This window comes from Paraburkholderia sp. A1BS-2L, from assembly GCF_051125205.1.
Classification (GTDB): Bacteria; Pseudomonadota; Gammaproteobacteria; order Burkholderiales; family Burkholderiaceae; genus Paraburkholderia.
Genome location: NZ_CP120431.1, coordinates 316,197 through 334,514, shown reverse-complemented (window position 1 = coordinate 334,514; position 18,318 = coordinate 316,197). Strand labels below are relative to the sequence as shown.

Sequence of the window (18,318 nt, the reverse complement as noted above, 5' to 3'; positions counted from 1 at the left end):
AATGCACATTCCACGAAACGTAACGGAGCATCGAGCATGAACGTGAATGCACCTGAAAAGACCGCGCCGGTTCTACCGGCCAGCGCGGAGAAAAGCGAACAAGGAAGCGCCTGGCTTTCGTTGCTGGCGCTCGCCATGGGCGCGTTCAGCATCGGCACAACGGAGTTTTCGCCGATGGGGCTGCTGCCCGTGATCGCCGAAGGCGTGCACGTGTCGATCCCGACCGCCGGCATGCTGATCACCACCTACGCGATCGGTGTGATGGTCGGCGCGCCGCTGATGACGCTCGCATTCTCGCGCTGGTCGCGCAGAACGGCGCTCATCGCGCTCATGAGCCTTTTCGTGATCGGCAATCTACTCTCGGCGGTGTCGTCGAACTACACCACGCTGATGCTCGCGCGGCTCGTCACGAGCCTCAATCATGGAGCGTTCTTCGGGCTCGGCTCGCTCGTGGCGGCAAGCGTCGTGCCGCGTCACAAGCAGGCCAGCGCCGTCGCCACCATGTTCATGGGTCTGACCATCGCCAACATCGGCGGCGTGCCCGCCGCGACGTGGCTCGGCCAGACGATCGGCTGGCGCATGTCGTTCGCGGCCACCGCCGCGCTGGGCGTGCTCACGATGCTGATTCTGCGCATGGCGCTGCCCAAGGGCGAAGCCGGAAAGGTGCCGCACGTGCGCGGCGAATTGAAGGTGCTCACCCGCCCCGTGGTGTTGATGGCGATGGCGACCACCGTGCTGGGCTCGGGTGCGATGTTCACGCTCTACACCTATATCGCGCCGACCCTCGAACATCTTGCCGGCGCATCGCCCTCGTTCGTGACGGTCATGCTGGTGCTCGTGGGCGTGGGCTTCTCGATCGGCAACGTGGCCGGCGGACGGCTCGCGGACCGCTCGCTCAATGGCAGCCTGATCGTGTTCCTGACCCTGCTGGTGGCCATCATGCTGGCCTTTCCGTTGCTGGCGAGGCATCACGTCGGCGCCGCGATTGCGGTGGTCGTATGGGGCATCGCCACCTTTGCGGTCGTGCCGCCCTTGCAGATGCGCGTCATGCGCGCCGCTTCGGAAGCGCCGGGGCTCGCCTCGTCGGTCAATGTGGGCGCGTTCAATCTCGGCAATGCGCTGGGCGCGGCCGCGGGCGGTGCGGCGATTTCAGCGGGCTTCAGCTACGCCGCCGTGCCCATCGTGGGCGCGATGATCGCCACTTCGGGACTCGCGCTGGTGTTCGTGCAGATGGCCTTGCAGCGCAAACAGCCCAACGGTGGCTCGCACAGCTCGGCGCGCGATCTCCCGTCGACCCATATTTGATTTTTTCCCCACACGGCAACGGAGAACCTCATGAGCAAGATTCCCGCATTCGGTCTTGGAACCTTCCGTCTGCAAGGCCAGATGGTCATCGACTCGGTGCGCAATGGCCTTGAACTCGGCTACCGCGCCATCGACACCGCGCAGATCTACGGCAACGAAGCCGAAGTGGGCGAAGCGATGGCCGCCTCGGGCGTCGCGCGCAAGGACCTGTTCCTGACCACGAAGATCTGGGTCGACAACTACTCGCGCGAAAAGCTCGTGCCGAGCCTCAAGGACAGCCTCGAGAAACTGCGCACCGACGAAGTCGACCTCACGCTGATCCACTGGCCCGCACCGAATAACGGCGTCTCGCTCGAAGAATTCATGAGCGCGCTGGCCGAGGCGAAGTCGCAGGGTCTGACAAAGCAGATCGGCGTTTCGAACTTCAACATCGAACTCACGCAGCAGGCCATCGCCGTGGTGGGCAAAGAGAATATCGCGACCAACCAGATCGAATTGAGCCCGTATCTGCAAAACCGCAAGCTCGTGGGCTTCCTCCAGCAGGAAGGCATTCACGTGACGTCGTACATGACGCTCGCCTACGGCAAGGTGCTCGGCGACCCGGTCATTCGCGCGATCGCCGAACGCCGCCACGCCACGCCGGCCCAGGTTGCGCTCGCCTGGGCGCTGCGCCTCGGCTACTCGGTGATTCCTTCGTCGACGAAGCGCGAAAACCTCGCCAGCAACCTGCTCGCGCAAACGCTGCAACTGAGCGAGGACGACATGGCGGAAATCGCGGCGCTCGAGCGCAATGGCCGCGAGGTGAGCCCCGAGAGGCTCGCGGCACAGTGGGATTAATCAGCGGCTTTGAAGTACCGCTGCGCCGACGCCCAACACGTCGACGCAGCTCAAGCAAACCCGCCGGCTGGGGACTGGCGGCTCAAGCCTCCAGTTGCTCCAGCACCTTGCCCTTGGTCTCGATGCCGAGCAAGTGCACGGTGATAGCCGCGAGGAACGGCACGGCGGCAAGGATATAGAAAGCCACGTCCAGATTGCCGCCGATCATCGTCTTCGACACGATGGTGGGCGCGAAGATGGCCGCCACCTTGAGCCATGCGCCGCCCACGCCGCAACCCATCGCGCGGATGCTGGTGGGGTACAGCTCCGGCGTGTAGACGTAGGCGGTAATGAAGCCGCAAGCGAGAAAGCCGAGCGACAGCGCGCAGAACGTCGCCACCACGTAGACCGACATCGCGTGGCAAATGCCGGCCAGCGCGAGCGACAGGGCGCACAGCACGAACGAGACGTTGATGATGGGCTTGCGGCCCACCTTGTCCACCAGCAGCGCACAGGTGAGCGAACCGAGCACGCCGAGCACCGACGCAGCCACCGCGAGATTGAGCGCGAGCTGCAGCGGCGCGTGATAGACGGTGCGATAGATCGTGGGCAGCCAAGTGGACAGCCCGTACTGAATGAAGCCGCACGTCATCCACAGCATGGCCACCGCAAGCGTGCGCTTGAGATACGCGGGACCGAACAGATCCTTCACGCTGCGCTTCGGATGGCGCTTGACGAGGGCATCGAAATCGGCGGCGTTCGTGACCGGCTCGAGCGGACCCTTCGCGGTGCGCTCGAACGCATTCACGGCGTCGTCGGCTTCCTGCAGGCGACCGCGTTCAGCCAGCCAGCGCGGCGACTCGGGCACGAGCTTGCGCAGCACGAAGAACAGCACCAGCGGCATCGCGCCGATGAAGTACATCGCCTGCCAGCCGAAGCGCGGCACGATCCATGCGCCCAGTGCATTCGACGCCAGCAGGCCAACCGGGAACACGATCTCGTAGAGAAGAACGAAACGTCCACGGCCATGAGCGCGGCTGACCTCGTTGATATAGGTCGCCGCCACGGGCAGTTCGCCGCCCAGCCCCAGGCCCTGGACCACGCGCAGCGCGGCGAACACCATGAACGACGGCGCGAAGCCGCATGCAATGCTCGTCACGCCGATGATGCCGGAGCTCCACGCGATCGCCCGCACGCGGCCCCGACGTTCCGCGAACCACGGAAACAGGAACGCGCCGATCAGTTGGCCGACCGAGCCCGAAGCGATCAGAAAACCGATCTCCCAAGGCGTGAGATGCCACTTCTGAATCAGGATCGGCAGCGTCGCGGCAATCGCGATCACATCGAAACCATCGAAGAAAGTCGCCAGGCCGATCAAAAGACGCGCGCGCACCTGCATGGCGTTGGCTGGCAGCCGCTCGAGCCGCGCAATGATCGACCCGCGCGTGAGCGGGCCGCTGTACGGCTCGACGGCTGCGGCGTCGCCGCTATGGCCGAGGGTAGTGTCGAATGTTGTCATGCCTGTCGTCCCGTCTCCGTGTTGTCTCGTGTATGCCGCCTTGGTGCTGCTTTAAGCGAGGGCCTTGCTGGTGTCCGTGAGCGCGGCGATATCGACCGCGCGCCCCTGGCTCATCCATTTGCGCGCGAGCTTGAGGTCGCGCGCCGAGTTGATTGCGATGACGCCGCGCACATGTCCGTCCGCCACGAAGAAGAGCGTCGCGCGCTTTTCCACGAGGCTGCCGCGCAGCGCTGGCGCGACGCCGGCCGGAATATCGCCGAGAATCTGCAGATTCACGTCGTACTGATCGGACCAGAACCATGGAATTTCCGCATAGGGCGTCTTCACGCCCAGCACGGCTTTGGCTGCGGCAATCGCCTGGTTCTGCGCATTGGCCCACGACTCCAGACGCACGCGGCGCTTGAGCCAAGCGTTCGGATGGTTCGCCACGTCGCCGCACGCGAATATGCAGGGATCCGAAGTTTCTCCGAATTCGTCCACGACGACGCCGTCTTCCACCGCCAGCCCCGCTGCCTCGGCCAGCGCCGTGTGCGGCGCGAGGCCGATGCCGGCGACGGCAAAATCCGCATCGAGCGTGCTGCCGTCGGCGAAGGTCGCGCGAATGCCGCCATCCTCACGGTCTTCCAGCGAGACCAGCGCCGCATTCAGCCGCACGTCCACGCCGTTCGCGCGATGCAGATCGAGCAGGAAGTCCGAGACGTCCTGCGGCAGCGAACGCGCGCACAGACGCGGCGCACCCTCCACCACGGTGGCCGCCACGCCGAGCTTGCGCGCCGTGGCCGCCACTTCGAGCCCGATCCAGCCGCCGCCCACCACCAGCACGCGCTGGCTGCGGCGCAGCCGCTCGCCCAGCGCCATCGCCTCGTCGAGCGTGCGCAGGTAAGTCACGTGCGCGCTCTTCGCCACGCTCGCGGGAAGCTTGCGCGCCGCGCCGCCCGTGGCGATCACGAGCCGGTCGTACTTCACTTCGCGGCCCGAGCGCGTGGTCACCACGCGCGCCGCGCGGTCGATGGCCGTTGCGCAGTCGGGCTGCCAGGCTTCGACATTCAGCGCCGCGAATTCGTCGGGCTTTGCAATGCGCACCGTTTCGATATCGGCCTCGCCCGCGAGCACGGCCTTCGAAAGCGGCGGCCGCTCGTAGGGCAAATGCACTTCGTCGGCGATCATCACGAGTCGGCCAGCGTAGCCTTCCTTGCGCAGCGTCTTCACGACCCAGCCTGCCGCCTGGCCGCCGCCGATCACGACGACCGTGCGCGGCACGTCCTGCGTGTTGTGCGGCGCGCTGCTTTCCTCGCTGTTTTGCTGTGCGTCGCTCATTGCTTACGCTCCGTCATGAACTTGCCTTGCGGCGCTTCGGCGTTCTTCTGGCGGCGCGTGTTGCCGTCGAGGCCGCCGTCGATGGCCCATTCCGCGAACACGGTCGGGCCCGGCTCGAACTCGCGCGGCTGCCATTCGGGCGTGAGCACGTCTTCATCGGCGTAATACTCGATCAGGCCGCCCGCCGGGTTCTTGAAGTACCAGAAGTACGCCGACGAAACCGGATGCCGGCCCGGACCGAGTTGCGTGGTCCAGCCGCAACGGCTGATATGCAGGCCGCCGCCGAACACCTCGTGAATGTCGCGCACCGTGAACGCCACGTGATTGAGGCCCTTCTTGCCGTCGGGCAGCGCGAGCAGGAACAGGTCGTGATGGCCGCCGTGCGGCGCGCAGCGCATGAACGCGCCGCGATTCGGATAGCGGTCCGAGGTCTCGAAGCCAAGCAGTTCGTGATAGAACTTTTCCTGCTCCGCGAGGCAGTTCGTGAAGAACACCACGTGCCCCACTTCCACCGGCTGGGCGCGCTCGTAGACCGGCGACGGCGTATCCACGCGCAGCGTCTGGCCCCAGACGTTCGAGGGCGAGCCCTTCACGTCGATCTCGCGGCGGCGCGTGACTTCCACGCGAATCGCCATGCCGGCCGGGTCGAAGCAACCCACTGCATCGGCGTCGCTGTAGTAGCCGGGCTGGCCCTTCAGGCGCTCGCGCAGCGCGTCGAGTTCTTCGCGCGTGGCCACGCCCCATGTCACCTCGCGCAGCGTCGGACCCGCTTCGAATGCGGCGGGCAACGACGCGTCGTTCGCGTCGGCCACGAGCACGGTGCAGCCGTTGAGCGTTTCGAAGCGCGCGCGCGTCTCGTCATGCGACGTCTGCGTCAAGCCCCAGTCCGCGAAAAAGCGGCGGCAAGTTTCGAGGTCGGTCACGCCGTAGGTAATCTGTTCGATGCCGAGAATCGTCATGTTCATTGCTCCGTTGCGCGCGCTCAGGCGTTGGCCCAGGGCAGCGGCGCGTCGTTCAAACCCCAGTAGAGGCTCTTCTGCTGCATGTATTCGCGAATGCCGAGCCGCCCTTTCTCGCGGCCCATGCCGCTCTCCTTCCAGCCCGAAAACGGCGTGGAGATCGAGAACAGCTTGTAGGTATTGATCCAGACCGTGCCCGCTTCGAGCTTGCGCGCCACGCGCCATGCGCGCTTGTAGTCGCGCGTCCAGATGCCGGCGGCGAGTCCAAACACGCTGTCGTTGGCTTCCTCGATGAGCGCGGCTTCGTCGTCGAAAGGCATGGCCACCAGCACCGGCCCGAAGATCTCCTCCTGGCAGATGCGCGCACTGTTCTGGAGTCCTTCCAGAATGGTCGGCTGATAGAAGAAGCCGTTTTCACGGCCGTCGCCCACGGGACGCTCGCCGCCGCACAGGAGGCGGCCGCCTTCCTCGAGACCGATTGCCACGTAACGCTCCACCGACTCGCGATGTTTCGCGGTGATGAGCGGCCCCATCTGCGTGTTCTCGCGCGTCGGGTCGCCCACGCGCAGCTTGCGCGCGCCTTCCACGAGGCGCTGCATGAACACGTCGTAAATCGAGCGCTGCACGAACAGGCGCGAGCCCGCAATGCAGGCCTCGCCCGACGAGCTGAAGATGCCGTACAGCACGCCGTTCACGGCATGGTCGAGATCGGCGTCTTCAAACACGATGGTGGGCGACTTGCCGCCCAGTTCGAGCGATACGGGCATGAGCTTTTCCGCCGCGATGCGCGCGATGCCACGGCCCACTTCGGTGCCGCCCGTGAATGAGACTTTCTTCACGAGCGGATGGCGCACCAGCACGTCGCCGATCACCGAGCCCTTGCCGGGCAGCACGCTCAGGATGCCCTTGGGCACGCCCGCTTCCTCGCAGATGCGCGCCAGCGCAAGCGAAACAAGCGGCGTGACTTCGGCGGGCTTGAGCACCACTGCGTTGCCGGCCGCGAGCGCGGGCGCGAGTTTCTGCGCATCCGAGGCAATCGGCGAATTCCACGGCGTGATCGCGGCGACCACGCCAATCGGCTCGTGCACGCTCATCGTCATATAGTCGCCGCGCGGCGGCGTGAGGTCGTCGTCGAGCGTTTCGAGGCAGGCGGCGAAGTAGCGGAACGTGTTGGCGGCGCTCGCCACCAGCACGCGCGTCTCGCCGATGGGCTTGCCGTTGTCGCGGCGCTGCAGTTGGGCGAGCGCTTCGTGGCGCTGCATGATGAGGTCCGCGATGCGGTAGAGCACGAGCGCGCGCAGATGCGGCTTCATGCCGGCCCACGTGCCGTGCTTCCACGCCGCGTGCGCTTTCTCGACTGCCTCGCTGGCGTCTTCGGCGCTTGCCGTCGAGACCTCCATGTTCACCGACTGGTCGGCGGGATAGAGGCTCGCGAAGGGCGCGGCGCGCCCCTGGCGCCACTCGCCGCCGATCAGGATATCGCCGGTCGGCACGAGGCTGGTATCGAATGGAGTCATGTCAGAGGTCTCTTCGTTCATCAAATCACGCAGCGCGCGGCCCGGTTGCGCAGCGCGCGAATCGCGCTGTACGCGGTGAGCGCCGAGGTCTTCGGGTTGTCGGGCAGCGGCTTGCCGCACATCTCCAGCGACATCTCGCCGAACATGCCGCGCGCGACGATGCGGTGCACGTTGCGCTCGACCGCAGGATCGGCAATCAGGCGCACTTTCGTCTGGTCGAGCCCGAGGCCCGCGAGCGCGACGGTGGCCGCCACGTTCGCGTTCTTCGGAAAGAGCCGCGCCGCTTCGCGCGCGCTGCCTTCGAAGATCACCTGCTCCTTCGTGAGCGTGCGCAGATCGCAGACCTTTTCCGCCGGCGTGTCGAGCCAGCCGAGCGGTGGCTTGCGGCCCGTGTACAGCACCTCGTCGAGGCCGCCGAGCTTGGCCGCCGAAAGCGCGTCGATGCCGCCGATCGCGCCGGACAGCAGCGTGACGGTGGCGCCGCCTTCATCGGCGGCGAGCGAGAGGCGCTCGAGCAAGTCGACGTCGGAAAGCGCGCCGATCGAGTTCACCGCGCAATCGGTGCCGCTTTGCAGCAGCGGCACCACGTGATCGACCAGCGCCGCATGGCCCGCGCATTCGAGCGCGAACTGCGGCCGGGTCGACAGCGCGCGCACCGACGACACCACTTCCACCGCGCCGTCCACCTGCTCGCGCACGGCGGCGGCGTGACTCTCGGGCACGATCACGTGCGAGACGTGCACGAGCGGGTCCGCCGCGACTGCGCGATACACCGTCTGCCCGATCGCGCCGAAGCCGATCATGGCGATGTCGATGGGCGCATGGCCGTTATGCATGTTGCGGCTCCTCTTTGCGCACCGGCGGGCCCGCAAACACCGTCTCGAAGCTGCCCACCGACTTCATGTCGACTTCGAGCAGCACCGGGCCGTCGAATGCCATGCTTTCCTGAATCACCGCGTCGGCATCGTCGAGCGACGACAGGCGGAAATGCTTCAGCCCCAAGCTCGCGCAGAACTGCGAGAACTCCGGCTGATGCAGATCGACGAACATGCGGCGGCCACCGTACTGCGCGTCCTGAATGTTGCGGATCACGCCGTAGCACTGATCGTTCATCAGCACGATCATCACGTTGGCCTTTTCCTGGACGGCCGTCGCGAGCTCGCCCACGTTCACCATCAGGCCGCCGTCGCCCACGAGGCACACGGTCTTCGCGGCGGCGTTCGCGAGCGCCGCGCCAATCGCCATCTGCATGCCCTGGCCGATGCCGCCGCCAAGCGCATGCACGCCCGCGCGCGGCGAAAAGATCTTCAGCAGGCGGTTGCCCCACGTGCTGTTCGAGATGGTGACGTCGCGCACCCAGTTGTAGTCGCGGCCCACGGCGCGCTGCAGCGACTCCACGAGACGGCGATACGGGCCGAGGCCCTTGGCGGTATCCGACACGGCGATCTCACGCGCTTCGGCCAGATCGGCGGCGAATTGCGGATCGACCTTGATGCGGTTTTCGAGGCGCGTGGCGAGCGCATCGAGCACGCGCGCGGCGTCGCCATGCACGAACAGCGCGTTGCGGTAGCCGCGGTTGTCGGCGAGCGCGTCGGCATCGATGCGATAAAGCGGCTGCGGCAGACCAAGCTTGTACTTGAGCGTTTCGTTGCCGCGCAGGCGCGAGCCAACCACGAGCATCGCATCGCAGGTCTTGTAGAAGCGCTCGACCGAGGGGCTCACGTTGAACGCGCCCAGCGTGGCCGGATGATCTTCGGGCAGCACGCCACGGCCCTGCACGCTGGTCACCACGCCAAAGCCCAGCGCCACCAGACGCTCCACGGCAGCGCGCGCGCGACGCGTGCCGCCGCCGAGCCACAGCAGCGGACGCTTCGCCTTCGCGAGTTCGTTGGCCAATTGCTCCACGCGGGCTTCGTCATGCGTGAGCGTCGTGAGGTGCGGCGCGCTCAGATCGGCGGGCCACTCGGTCAGCGCGGCCTGGATGTCGATGGGAATCTCCACGCTCACCGGGCCGCTCGGCGCGGTTTGCGCGATGCGCACCGCTTCGCGGATGGTCGGCAGCGCGGTCTCGACCGAGCGCACGCGGAACGCAGCCTTAGAGATCGACTGGAGCATCGACAATTGATCGGGCGCCTCGTGGATATAGGCGAGGTCCTGATCGAGGTATTCGGTTTCGATCTGGCCGGTGATGTGCAGAACCGCGGTGCCGGCCGTGAGCGCTTCGACCATCGCGCCCGCTGCGTTGCCCGCCGCCGTGCCCGTGCTCGTGAACGCCACGCCGAGGCCGCCCGAGACGCGTGCGAGGCCGTCCGCCATGTTGAGCGCGCCCGCTTCGCCGCGCGCACCCACATAGCGGATATTGCCGCGACGGCCGATGGCGTCGAGAATCGGCATGTTATGAATCGAGATCACGCCGAAAGCGGTTTGGACTCCGCATTGTTCGAGGAAGGCGGCGATCAGTTCGCCGACGGTGGTTTGATTAGACATGACGTGCAACGCCTCCAGATACATCGATATGACTGCCCGTCGTATAGGACGACAGGGACGTGGCCAGATAAAACAGCGCCTGTGCGGCTTCTTCGGGGCGGCCGAAGCGGCCGAGCGGAATGTGTTTCTTGCGCGCGAGCTCGCGGGTCCAGTCTTCCCAGCTCTGGCCAGCGGCCTGCGCCTCGCCGTCGGCTTCGTAGCGGCGGCGCCATTGGCCCGACTCCACGATGCCGATCAGGATCGAGTTCACGCGAATGTGCTCGGGCGCGAGTTCCACCGCGAGCGACTTGATGAGGCTCAGCACGCCCGCGCGCGCCGACGAGGTGGCCACCATGTGCGGCTCGGGCTGCAAGGCCAGCAGCGAGTTCACGCAGACGATCGCGGCGTTGCCAGCACCGTTGCCAGCACCGTCGCCCTGCTTCGCGGCGTGGCGCAGCATCGGCAAGAACGCGCGCGTCGGGCGGATGATGCTGAAGTACTTGAGGTCCAGTTCCTCGCGCCACGCTTCGTCGGTGGTGTTGGCGAAGGTGGAGACGCGGCCCTGGCCCGCGTTGTTCACGAGCATGTCGGCGCGGCCGAAGCGCTTTTCGACTTCGTCCGCGAAGGCGGCCACGTCGTCGGCGTCGAGCACGTCGCAGCGCACGGCCAGCAGTTGCGCCTGCGGATGCCGCTCGCGCAATTCGCGCTCGGCTCGCGCGAGGCGGTCGCTGTCGCGGCCGCAGATCGCGACCGATGCGCCCGCGCGCAGAAAGAGTTCGGCGGTGGCGAGGCCGATGCCGGACGAGCCGCCCGTCACCACTGCAACCTGACCAGTCAAGTCGAGTTGAATCATTTGATCCCCAATGCCTTCATGTAGTCCGTACGCTTGCTATTGCCCTTCGACGCCTGCGGACGATAGTTCAGGCGCTTCGAGAGTTCGTCGGCGGTGTGGCGCACCTTGTCGATCAGGCCGCTGTCGAGCAGCTGCGTGTCGATGCCGGGGCGCGGAATGGTCGTCGTCACCACGGCCGCGATGCGGCCCGTGTCGTTGCGCACCGGCGCGGAAACCACCGAGATGCCGCGCTCGAACGACGACTCGCTCACGGCGTAGCCGCGCTCCGCGTCCTCGCGAATGCGCTCATAGAGCGCTTCGACCGTTTCCGGCGTGGAGGGCGTGAAGCGTTCGAGCTGGGGCTCCGGATAGATCGCGCGCAATTCGTCGAGCGTGAGATCGCCCATCAGCACCTGGCCGTGCGTGGTGGCGTGCGCTGGCAGGCGCGTGCCCACGTTGACCTTCACCGAGCTGAAAATGGGCGCATGGCTTTGGGCCTTGGCGACGAACACGATGTCGCGTCCGTCGCGAATCACGATATGCGAGGTGAGCCCGGTGTCGTCGCGCAGCGACTCGATCAGCGGCAGGCCGAGATCGGTCAGCTCGAGCGAGCTCAGGTATTCGAAACCGAGCCGCAGCACAGCCACGCCGAGGCGATAGTTGCGGTCGCGGTCGGCGCGCTCCAGAAAGCCCAGCGATTCCAGCGTCTGCAACAGGCGAAACACCGTGGTGCGCGGAATGCCGAGGCGGCGCGACAGTTCGGGCGCGCCGAGCACCGGCTCGCGCGGCGAGAATTCGGTCAGAATGCGCAGGCCCCGCTCCAGACCCGGCACGCGGTAACTCGTGTCGTTGCGGTCTGCGTCGGCGTCGGGGGACGCGTTGGCGACGTCGGGTGTCATGCCTCTAAGCTCCGTAGTACTTAATGTTCAGCACAGAACATATCGATTAGCGCGCTATATGCGGCGGGCTGCTCGATATAGCCTGCGTGGCCCGCGCGCGGCATGGTCTGGAACGGCGCCCGCGCAATGTGCGCAAGCCGCTCGCAGGCCGGCGGCGGGGTAATCGTGTCTTCCGCGCCCACGGCAACGGCCATACGCACCTTGCCGGCGCAGCGCGCGAGGTCGGTAGCGAGATCGGCATTCGCGAGCAGATGCGTGGCCTGCGCATAGCCTTGCGGCACGACGCGCGCCATGTTCCAGCGCACCCACGCGCGCGCATCGGCGCTCGCGTGCGGCGAAAGCATATTGGCGCTGCGCTTCTCCGCAAGGCCCTGGGGGCCGAGTTCGGCCAGCATCGCGAGACGCGCATCGCGCTTTCCTTCGCGCACGGCCGCTTCGGCTGCGCCGTAGCCGGCGGCGGGAGAAATCAACAGCAGGCCCGCCACGCGCTCGGGATGCCAGGCCGCGAAAGCGCCCGCGATGATCGCACCGAGCGAATGCCCCACCAGCACGCAGCGCTCGATGCCGAGCGTGTCGAGCCAGTCGGCCAGCACGCGCGCATAGTCGGCGGCGACGGGTGACGCGTTCGCGACCGGCGTGGAAGCGCCGTAACCCGGCGCATCCCACGCAAGCACGCGGCGCGGTCTGTCCTGCGACTCGCCCAATGCTTCGAACTGCTGCACCCACGAAGCCGCGCCGGAGCCGATGCCATGCAGGAGCACGAGCGGCAGTGCCTCTTTACCGCGCTCATCCACGGCTTCGCGATAGCTCACGCGCGCCTCGCCGGCTTGCGCGTCGCGCAGCACAAAGCGCGCGAGACGCGTTTCGAGCGCGGCGGCTGATGAGGCGGCTGTGTGCATCGCTTCGTTCATGACTTCGGGTTCCGTTGGGCTTCGCAAGTGACTGGTTTGACGCTTTCGCCTTACTTCGCTTCGCGCTTGATCTTTGCGAGCGGTGAATCCGGCGGGTAAGTCGGCGTGATGGGCTTGGGCGAACCGAGCATCACGCACATCAGCGCGTCTTCTTCGCCGATATTGATTTCCGTGCGATACACGCCTGGCGGCACCGAGATCAGGTCGCGCTCGCCGAGCACGGCTTCCCAGGTCTCACCGTCCTTCTCGCAGATCACCTTCATCTTGCCGCGCAGCACGAAGAAGATTTCCTCGACGTCCATATGAATATGGCTCGGGCCGATGTTGCCGGCCGGAATCACCATGGTCGAGAACGTGAAGTTGCCAGCCGGCACGGTGTTCACGTCCTTCGCGACGCCGGTGCCGCCCGTGCCCACGTAGCGCATTTGCGCGCGGCGGTACTTCGGGTCGTAATCGGCCTGGAACTTCAGGGCGTCCCAGTCGTAGCGGCGCGTTTCGTAGCGCGCCACGCGGCTGTTCATCCAGTCGTCAAAACTCGCATCGGCGGGACGATCCCACGACTTGCTCTCGATCTCGACATCGGCCATTGCTTTCTCCTTGGGTTCTTTCGAACGCGTCTTCAGTTCTACGAAATCAATTCATCACGAAGCCGCCGTTCACCGGCAGCAGTTGTCCGGTCACGAATCGCGCCGCGTCGGACAACAGGAACAACACCGGGCCCGAGACGTCCTCGGGCACCTGGGCACGCTGCAACGCGCGCCCTTCGAGGTAGTACGCGTGACGCTCGGCCGGCACGTAGGCCGTGGCTTCCACTTCAGTGAGGCCCGGCGCAATGGCGTTGACGGTGATGCCGTCCGCGCCGAACTCGCGTGCGAGCGAGTGCGTCATCGCAATCACGGCGCCCTTGCTCGCCACGTAGGCGAGCAGCTTCGGCGCGCCCCATAGCGCGGTATCCGAAGCGATATTGACGATGGCGCCGCGACCCGACTCGCGCAGCCAGCGCTGCGCCGCCGCGCACATGAGCCAGGTGCCGCGCACGTTCACGTCCATCACGGCGTCCCACGTGGCCACGCTGATTTCGTGTGCGAACTTGCCGCCCGAGTTCGTGATGGCCGCGTTGTTGATGAGCGCATCCACGCCGCCCATGCGGTGCGCGGCGCCATCGACGAAAGCCGTAATGCTCTCGGGCTGCGCGAGGTCGAGCGGCGCGAACGCCACGTCATGGCCGCTGGCCGCCAGCGACTTCGCCAGCGCCTCGCCCGCTTCGTGCAGCACGTCGCCGAAGGTCACGCATGCGCCAGCTTGAACCAGCGCGGTGACGAACGCCGCGCCGAGTCCTCGCGCACCGCCCGTGACGATCACGCGGCGGCCGGCGAGCGAGGCTTGCGCCGCAAGCGTGGCGTCATGCATGGCTGTGCCCTGCTTCTTGCGTGGCGCTGGCTTGCTGGGCGCGCAGCGCATCGAGTTCGGCGAAGTGCTGCTGGGCGCGCTGGCGCAGCATCCGGCGCACGCGCGTCATGCCCACGTCGTGCTGATAAAGAAATTCGTGATCGCGTGCGTTCGGCGCCATGCTTTCCAGCACGTAGCGGTCTTGCTCGAGCACGTCCCAGTGCAGGCCTTCCAGGCGGTTGCGATAAAGGAAGCGCCATGCGTCGCGCTGCCAGCCCTGCACCTTGCGCGTGCGCCAGAAGTAGACCTGGCAGTTGTCGCCGTCGACCGGCACCGCAAAGCCGATGATGCCGAAGTTGCCGCCCGGCCCGAACTTCTTCTTGTACGGAATCGCGAGGCGCATCCACAGGCAGCCGGTTTCGCCCAGTTCGACCCAGTCGAAGTTCACGTCGCGCTGGCCGACTTTTTCGAACATCAGGCCGGACTCGGTCTTGCGCACGCGCATATCGGCCTGCTTGTCGCCTTCGGCCATCGAGTGCGAGGTCGCGTGCAGATACGCGCCATGCATCGGGTCCATCACGTTGTCGATCGCGTACTGGTAATTGCACTTCCAGTTGGACATGCAAAGGAAGCTCGCGTACTCCTCGCCCACGAGTTCTTCGGGCAAGTTCAGCGGTGCCGGTTCCTTGTGCGCTTCGTCGCCGAACCACAGGAAGACTGCACCGGCATGCTCTTGCGCCGGATACGACTTCACGCACTTCGTGCCTTCGAGCGGGCACGCCGAAACGGCGGGCACGTTCTGCACCGTGCCGCTGCCGTCGACTTCGATGCCGTGGTACCAGCACGCCACGCGGTTGCCGAGGTTCCAGCCAAGCGAGAGGCGCGCGCCGCGGTGCGGGCAGCGGTCTTCGAGTGCGTGGACCGAGCCGTCTTGATCGCGCCACAGCACGATCTGCTCGCCAAGGCGCGTGATGCCGATGGGCGCGTTGCCCACTTGCCAGCTGGGCGCAACGGGGTACCAGTAGTTCTTGATGCCGCGGTCGAGATAGGCGCGAATCGGGTCGGCGCCGCCGGCGGCTTCAGGCGTGGGGGACGTCATGTGGGGTCTCCGTGTTCAGTGTTTCCGTGGTTCCGGGCGCTGGCTTATTCAGCAAGCAGACGGAATTCGGCGGCGAGGCGCTCGGCGTTCCATGCCGCGCCTTCTGGCGTGCGAAAACCGATGCGGTTCAGGCCCGCAACCACTTCATCGAGTTCGGCGGCGCCTGCTTCGAACACCTGTTCTAGCGCATCGCCGAAATCGTTCTCATATTGCGTGGGCTCGGCCTTGCGCGTTTGCCAGACCATGTTTTCGGTCTGGCCCGGCTGCTCGATCACGCCCTTGCCAGCGACGTTGTTGGGTTGCGGCGCGAGCCAGGGCTTGAGCCACGGATTGAATTTCACGGGGACTTCTCGCATGTCATTCCACCTTGATCTGGATTTCTTCGCCGGCGAGTCGCACTGCGTACGTCTTCAGATCGCGGCCGCCGGGCTCCTTGAGGCACTTCCCGGTTGGGATATGGAACACGGCTTCGTGCAGCGGACATTCGACGGTGTCACCATCGACGAAGCCCTGCGTCAGCAACGCGTATGCATGGGGGCAGACGTTTTCGAGCGCATAGAGCGCGTCTCCCACCTTGTAGATGCCGATCTCCGTGCCGTCGAGCTTGTACTCGATCGGCGCATCTTCGGACAGATCGCCGGCATGTCCGGCGCAACGCCATTCTTCAGCCATTTCTCACCTTTCCCGATCAGCTATGTTCCACATACGGAACATCAGTTCGTGTATGGTCAATTATAGGAACGTTCAGGCGGCGAGAAAACAGAAATTCATGGCTCCTGGGGAAAACACCGAGCGCATCTCTGAAAAGGACATGATCAACGTTGCGCAAGATCCCGCTCAAGTTGCCAAAACGCCTACAGCGCAGGCACTTACGCGCGTGTGGAGCAAACAACGGCGGGTCCGCACCTGGGGGAACTACCGTCCCAAAAAAGTATTTTGGCGTCGCGCGATAGTTACTATACTGCTCAAAACGTTCCACATACAGCACATATAACCATAGGTGGAACAAATAATAAAGCGTGCGTAACGGTGCTGGAAGCACGCCGCACCAGTCCGAGGAAATTGGGTCTGCCGGGCGATCAACCTGGCTTTTCGTCATACGATCAGGAGTACCAACTTGAAACACTTCATTGCCGCGGGGTTGACGGGCATCTGCGCCGTCTCGTCTGCATGGGCGCAGAGCAGCGTCACGCTATATGGCAGTCTGGATGCGGGCGTGGCCTACATCAGCAACGTGGGCGGCCATTCGAAGTGGATGATGGAACAGGGCAACACACAGCCCGACCGCTGGGGCCTGCGCGGCCAGGAAGATCTGGGCAGCGGCCTCAAGGCGATCTTCCAGTTGGAGAACGGCTTTTACACGAACACGGGCGCGATGGCGAAGGCCAACACGCTGTTCAATCGCCAGGCGTACGTGGGTCTCGCCTCGGACAAGTTTGGCTCCCTCACGTTCGGCCATCAAACACCGTTTTCATTCGACGTGCTTTCCCCGCTAAGCACGGCGTATCTGGGGCAGAGCTGGTACGCCTTCCATCCGGGCAATATCGATCAGCTCGCGGATACCAGCGTGGTGCCCTATGACAACTCGGTGAAATACCGCTCGCCCAGCTGGTACGGCTTCACGGCGGGCGCGATGTTCGGCTTCGGCAACACCACGAACTTCTCGACCGGCCGCACGATGGGCTTTTCGCTTGGTTATGCGAACGGCCCATTCAAGGCTGGCGCCGCGTGGTCGAACGAGCACAACCGCGCGGTGGCGATCGCCACCACGGGCATCGTCCCGACGTTCCAGGGCCAGCCCTCGGCCACGTATATGGCCGACAAGGTGGAGAACATGGGTGTCGGCGCGTCGTATTCGTTCGGCAAACTGCTCGTGCACGGCCTCTATACGCGCACCAAGCTGGAATCCAACGGCCACTCGGACACGTTCCAGAGCTACGACGCCGGCGCGAACTACCAGTTCACGGCGTTCAACAGCGTCGTGGGCGGCGCGGCCACCTCCACGCTGGACGGCCGCCGCTGGACTCAGGTGATGATCGGCGACGTGTACTCGCTGTCGAAGCGCACGCAGGTTTATGTGAACGCGCTCTACCAGCGCGCCAACTCCGAGGCGAACGCCGCCTTCTTCACCGCGGGCGTGTCGAGCGGGCGCAATCAGGCCATCGTGCTCGCCGGCATCCACCATTCGTTCTGATAGCCGGACGTTGGCGCGCGGCGCGCGCGCCGAAACCCATCAGGGTGTGTGAACGCCCCGGCTGCGCGCCGCGGCGGCTGGCGCCTGATTGGCCAGAGCCGCCTGGGCCGCGGTGGGGTCGGTGGGCGCGGGCCGGTAATTGAGCCGCGTCGACAAATCCAGTGCCGCCGCGCACACCGCGGCCACCAGCGGCGCGCGCTCGGCCTCGCCGATGTCCGAGCGCGGCACGGTCGCCGTGAGCGCGGCCACGATGCGGCCCGACTGATCGCGCACCGGCGCGCTCACCACCGAAATGCCGGTCTCGAACGAGGCTTCGCTCACCGCATAGCCCTGCTGGGCGAATTCGCGCACGCGCGCATACAGGTCGGCCACGGTCGCGGGCGTGAGGTCCGTATAGCGTTCGAGCTGCTTCTCAGGATAGAGCGCGCGCAAGTCGGCGAGCGTGAGGTCTCCCATCAGCACCTGGCCGTGCACGGTCGCATGCGCGGGCAGGCGCGTGCCCACATGGACCTTCACCGAGCTGAACATCGGCTCGCGCGTTTGCGCCTTCGCCACGAACACCACGTCGCGCTCGTCGCGTATCAGCAGATGGGTGGACAGGCCGGTCGCGTCGCGCAGGCGCTCCAGCACCGGCGTGCCGAAATCGGTGAGTTCGAGCGAGCTCAGATATTCAAAGCCGAGGCGCAGCACCGCCACGCTCAGCCGGTACTGCCGGTCGCCGTTGGCGCGTTCGATGAAGCCGAGCGCTTCGAGCGTCTGCAAGAGACGAAACGTGGTCGTGCGCGGAATGCCGATGCGCCGTGACAGTTCGGGCGCGCCCAGCACGGGCTCGCGCGCCGAAAATTCGGCGAGGATGCGCAGCCCGCGCTCGAGCCCCGGCACGAGATAGGTGGACGCCAGCGCGCCTTCTGCATCGGCGTTCGCGTCCGCGCTATTGTCGGCGTTGCTGTCCGTTTCGGCGGCGTCGATGTCGTCGCGCATCTCCTCGGGTGGCGGCGCGGCGCGCTTGCCAGTCGTTTTCTTTGTGGCCATGGGTGGCTTGGATCGGCTGAATAATCGGCTCGAATCGGGTGGCCTCCGGCGAACCCGCCTCAA

18 protein-coding genes are annotated in these 18,318 nt (G+C 65.8%); 3 read left to right on the top strand and 15 right to left on the bottom strand.

All coding sequences use genetic code 11. From position 1 onward, the window contains the following. Window positions 1–36 precede the first annotated feature (36 nt). The gene (locus tag P5W98_RS31395) at window positions 37–1,305 is read left to right on the top strand and encodes an MFS transporter (RefSeq protein ID WP_421028329.1); all 1,269 of its coding nucleotides are present in this window, start codon (window positions 37–39) and stop codon (window positions 1,303–1,305) included. 30 nt (window positions 1,306–1,335) lie between these two features. Then, a complete protein-coding gene (dkgB, locus tag P5W98_RS31390; RefSeq protein ID WP_421028328.1) occupies window positions 1,336–2,142 on the top strand; it encodes a 2,5-didehydrogluconate reductase DkgB in 807 nt (268 codons plus the stop codon). 82 nt (window positions 2,143–2,224) lie between these two features. On the opposite strand, the gene P5W98_RS31385 is transcribed toward dkgB, so the two are convergent. The 14 genes from P5W98_RS31385 to P5W98_RS31320 are packed head-to-tail and all read right to left on the bottom strand — an operon-like array spanning window position 2,225 to window position 15,701. Further along, entirely contained in the window at window positions 2,225–3,640 is a 1,416-nt protein-coding gene (locus P5W98_RS31385; RefSeq protein WP_421028327.1) for an MFS transporter, read from the bottom strand. 51 nt (window positions 3,641–3,691) lie between these two features. Beyond that, window positions 3,692–4,957: an NAD(P)/FAD-dependent oxidoreductase gene (locus P5W98_RS31380; RefSeq protein WP_421028326.1), complete on the bottom strand. Its 1,266-nt coding sequence runs from the start codon at window positions 4,955–4,957 to the stop codon at window positions 3,692–3,694. Then, window positions 4,954–5,916 (bottom strand): VOC family protein, encoded by a 963-nt coding sequence (locus P5W98_RS31375; RefSeq protein ID WP_421028325.1) that lies wholly within the window; start codon window positions 5,914–5,916, stop codon window positions 4,954–4,956. Before P5W98_RS31375 ends, P5W98_RS31380 begins: the two co-directional genes overlap by 4 nt. Window positions 5,917–5,939: 23 nt before the next feature. Continuing rightward, window positions 5,940–7,433: an aldehyde dehydrogenase gene (locus P5W98_RS31370; RefSeq protein ID WP_421028324.1), complete on the bottom strand. Its 1,494-nt coding sequence runs from the start codon at window positions 7,431–7,433 to the stop codon at window positions 5,940–5,942. A gap of 20 nt (window positions 7,434–7,453) precedes the next feature. After that, on the bottom strand, window positions 7,454–8,269 hold the full coding sequence (locus P5W98_RS31365; RefSeq protein ID WP_421028323.1) for an aspartate dehydrogenase: 816 nt from the start codon (window positions 8,267–8,269) through the stop codon (window positions 7,454–7,456). Continuing rightward, the gene (locus P5W98_RS31360) at window positions 8,262–9,920 is read right to left on the bottom strand and encodes a thiamine pyrophosphate-binding protein (protein WP_421028322.1); all 1,659 of its coding nucleotides are present in this window, start codon (window positions 9,918–9,920) and stop codon (window positions 8,262–8,264) included. Before P5W98_RS31360 ends, P5W98_RS31365 begins: the two co-directional genes overlap by 8 nt. Beyond that, window positions 9,913–10,752, bottom strand: coding sequence for an SDR family oxidoreductase (locus tag P5W98_RS31355; protein ID WP_421028321.1), 840 nt, complete (start codon window positions 10,750–10,752; stop codon window positions 9,913–9,915). The genes P5W98_RS31360 and P5W98_RS31355 overlap by 8 nt, the downstream gene beginning before the upstream one ends. Beyond that, the gene (locus P5W98_RS31350) at window positions 10,749–11,630 is read right to left on the bottom strand and encodes an IclR family transcriptional regulator (protein ID WP_421028320.1); all 882 of its coding nucleotides are present in this window, start codon (window positions 11,628–11,630) and stop codon (window positions 10,749–10,751) included. Before P5W98_RS31350 ends, P5W98_RS31355 begins: the two co-directional genes overlap by 4 nt. A gap of 20 nt (window positions 11,631–11,650) precedes the next feature. Further along, window positions 11,651–12,541, bottom strand: a complete 891-nt coding sequence (locus P5W98_RS31345) for an alpha/beta fold hydrolase (RefSeq protein ID WP_421028319.1) — start codon at window positions 12,539–12,541, stop codon at window positions 11,651–11,653. Window positions 12,542–12,591: 50 nt separating this feature from the next. Then, a complete protein-coding gene (locus tag P5W98_RS31340) occupies window positions 12,592–13,128 on the bottom strand; it encodes a cupin domain-containing protein (RefSeq protein ID WP_413188254.1) in 537 nt (178 codons plus the stop codon). Between the two features lie 46 nt (window positions 13,129–13,174). Then, entirely contained in the window at window positions 13,175–13,951 is a 777-nt protein-coding gene (locus tag P5W98_RS31335; protein WP_421028318.1) for an SDR family oxidoreductase, read from the bottom strand. Next, on the bottom strand, window positions 13,944–15,029 hold the full coding sequence (locus tag P5W98_RS31330) for a Rieske 2Fe-2S domain-containing protein (protein ID WP_421028317.1): 1,086 nt from the start codon (window positions 15,027–15,029) through the stop codon (window positions 13,944–13,946). Before P5W98_RS31330 ends, P5W98_RS31335 begins: the two co-directional genes overlap by 8 nt. A 44-nt stretch (window positions 15,030–15,073) precedes the next feature. After that, the gene (locus tag P5W98_RS31325) at window positions 15,074–15,385 is read right to left on the bottom strand and encodes a recombinase-like helix-turn-helix domain-containing protein (RefSeq protein ID WP_421028316.1); all 312 of its coding nucleotides are present in this window, start codon (window positions 15,383–15,385) and stop codon (window positions 15,074–15,076) included. A 1-nt stretch (window position 15,386) separates the two neighbouring features. Further along, the gene (locus P5W98_RS31320) at window positions 15,387–15,701 is read right to left on the bottom strand and encodes a non-heme iron oxygenase ferredoxin subunit (protein WP_421028315.1); all 315 of its coding nucleotides are present in this window, start codon (window positions 15,699–15,701) and stop codon (window positions 15,387–15,389) included. A gap of 445 nt (window positions 15,702–16,146) precedes the next feature. On the opposite strand from P5W98_RS31320, the gene P5W98_RS31315 reads away from it, so the two are divergent. Then, a complete protein-coding gene (locus P5W98_RS31315) occupies window positions 16,147–17,223 on the top strand; it encodes a porin (RefSeq protein ID WP_421028314.1) in 1,077 nt (358 codons plus the stop codon). 39 nt (window positions 17,224–17,262) lie between these two features. Here the strand turns inward: P5W98_RS31315 and P5W98_RS31310 are convergent, their stop codons facing one another. Continuing rightward, window positions 17,263–18,255, bottom strand: a complete 993-nt coding sequence (locus P5W98_RS31310; RefSeq protein ID WP_421028313.1) for an IclR family transcriptional regulator — start codon at window positions 18,253–18,255, stop codon at window positions 17,263–17,265. Window positions 18,256–18,318 lie beyond the last annotated feature (63 nt).